Genomic DNA, 1868 nt, shown 5'->3' with positions numbered 1-1868 from the left:
TTATCCAAAAACCATACAGTGAACGCAAACACACAATCTTGAAAAGTAAGCCTTCGGCCTATTAGTACCAGTCAACTCCGCGAGTCTTCAGTCCCCGCTTCCATACCCGGCCTATCAACCTCATCATCTATAAGGAGCCTCACACACCAAAGTGCCAGGAAATCTCATCTCGAAACAGGCTTCCCGCTTAGATGCTTTCAGCGGTTATCCCTCCCGAACGTAGCCAATCAGCCATGCACCTGGCGGTACAACTGACATACCAGAGGTTCGTCCGTCCCGGTCCTCTCGTACTAAGGACAGCCTTTCTCAAATTTCCAACGCGCGCAGCGGATAGGGACCGAACTGTCTCACGACGTTCTGAACCCAGCTCGCGTACCGCTTTAATGGGCGAACAGCCCAACCCTTGGGACCGACTCCAGCCCCAGGATGCGACGAGCCGACATCGAGGTGCCAAACCATGCCGTCGATATGGACTCTTGGGCAAGATCAGCCTGTTATCCCCGAGGTACCTTTTATCCGTTGAGCGACGGCCGTTCCACAACGTACCGCCGGATCACTAGTCCCGACTTTCGTCCCTGCTCGACCTGCCAGTCTCACAGTCAAGCTCCCTTGTGCACTTACACTCAACACCTGATTGCCAACCAGGCTGAGGGAACCTTTGGGCGCCTCCGTTACACTTTAGGAGGCAACCGCCCCAGTTAAACTACCCATCAGGCACTGTCCCTGAACCAGATCATGGCCCGAAGTTAGACATCCAGATTGACCAGAGTGGTATTTCAACAACGACTCCACACAAACTAGCGTCCATGCTTCACAGTCTCCCACCTATCCTACACAAGCCAAACCAAACACCAATACCAAACTATAGTAAAGGTCACGGGGTCTTTCCGTCCTGCTGCGCGAAACGAGCATCTTTACTCGTACTGCAATTTCGCCGAGTTCATGGTTGAGACAGTAGGGAAGTCGTTACTCCATTCGTGCAGGTCGGAACTTACCCGACAAGGAATTTCGCTACCTTAGGATGGTTATAGTTACCACCGCCGTTTACTGGGGCTTAAATTCTCAGCTTCGCCCAAAAAGGGCTAACCAATCCTCTTAACCTTCCAGCACCGGGCAGGAGTCAGTCCGTATACATCGTCTTACGACTTCGCACGGACCTGTGTTTTTGATAAACAGTCGCTTCCCCCTGGTCTCTGCGACCCATACACGCTCCAGGCAGCAAGTGCCCATCACGCTCAAGGTCCCCCTTCTCCCGAAGTTACGGGGGCATTTTGCCGAGTTCCTTAACCATGATTCTCTCGATCGCCTTAGTATTCTCTACCTGATCACCTGTGTCGGTTTAGGGTACGGGCGGCTAAAACCTCACGCCGATGCTTTTCTCGGCAGCATAGGATCACCAAATCCCCCAAAAACGGGGTCCCATCACGTCTCAGGCACACAGCCGGCGCATTTAACAACCGACAACCCTACACGCTTAGACCACGACAACCATCGCGTGGCTTGGCTACCTTCCTGCGTCACACCTGTTAACACGTTTACCTCCAAAGATCGGGTCCCACAACCCACACAACACACAAACAAAAGCCTGCACATCATGCTTCGCATGGTTAGCATCACAATATCAGTATGGGCGGTTTTTCACCGGTACGGGAATATCAACCCGTTATCCATCGACTACGCCTGTCGGCCTCGCCTTAGGCCCCGACTAACCCAGGGCAGATTAACTTGACCCTGGAACCCTTGATCATCCGGCGGATGAGTTTCTCACTCATCTTTCGCTACTCATGCCTGCATTCTCACTCGCATAGCCTCCACCACTGGTTTACACCGCAGCTTCACTGGCTACACGACGCTCCCCTACCCAACAA

1 rRNA gene is annotated in these 1868 nt (G+C 53.0%); it reads right to left on the bottom strand.

Annotated elements, in window-relative coordinates:
• Positions 1 to 41 precede the first annotated feature (41 nt).
• Positions 42 to 1868 (bottom strand): 23S ribosomal RNA (locus HMPREF2999_RS04220); the annotation flags it as partial.

Origin of the sequence: Rothia sp. HMSC066H02 (genome assembly GCF_001814995.1) — a bacterium.
GTDB lineage: Bacteria > Actinomycetota > Actinomycetes > Actinomycetales > Micrococcaceae > Rothia > Rothia mucilaginosa.
Note: the sequence above shows the minus strand (reverse complement) of the source record. Positions and strands in the feature narration are given on the sequence as shown.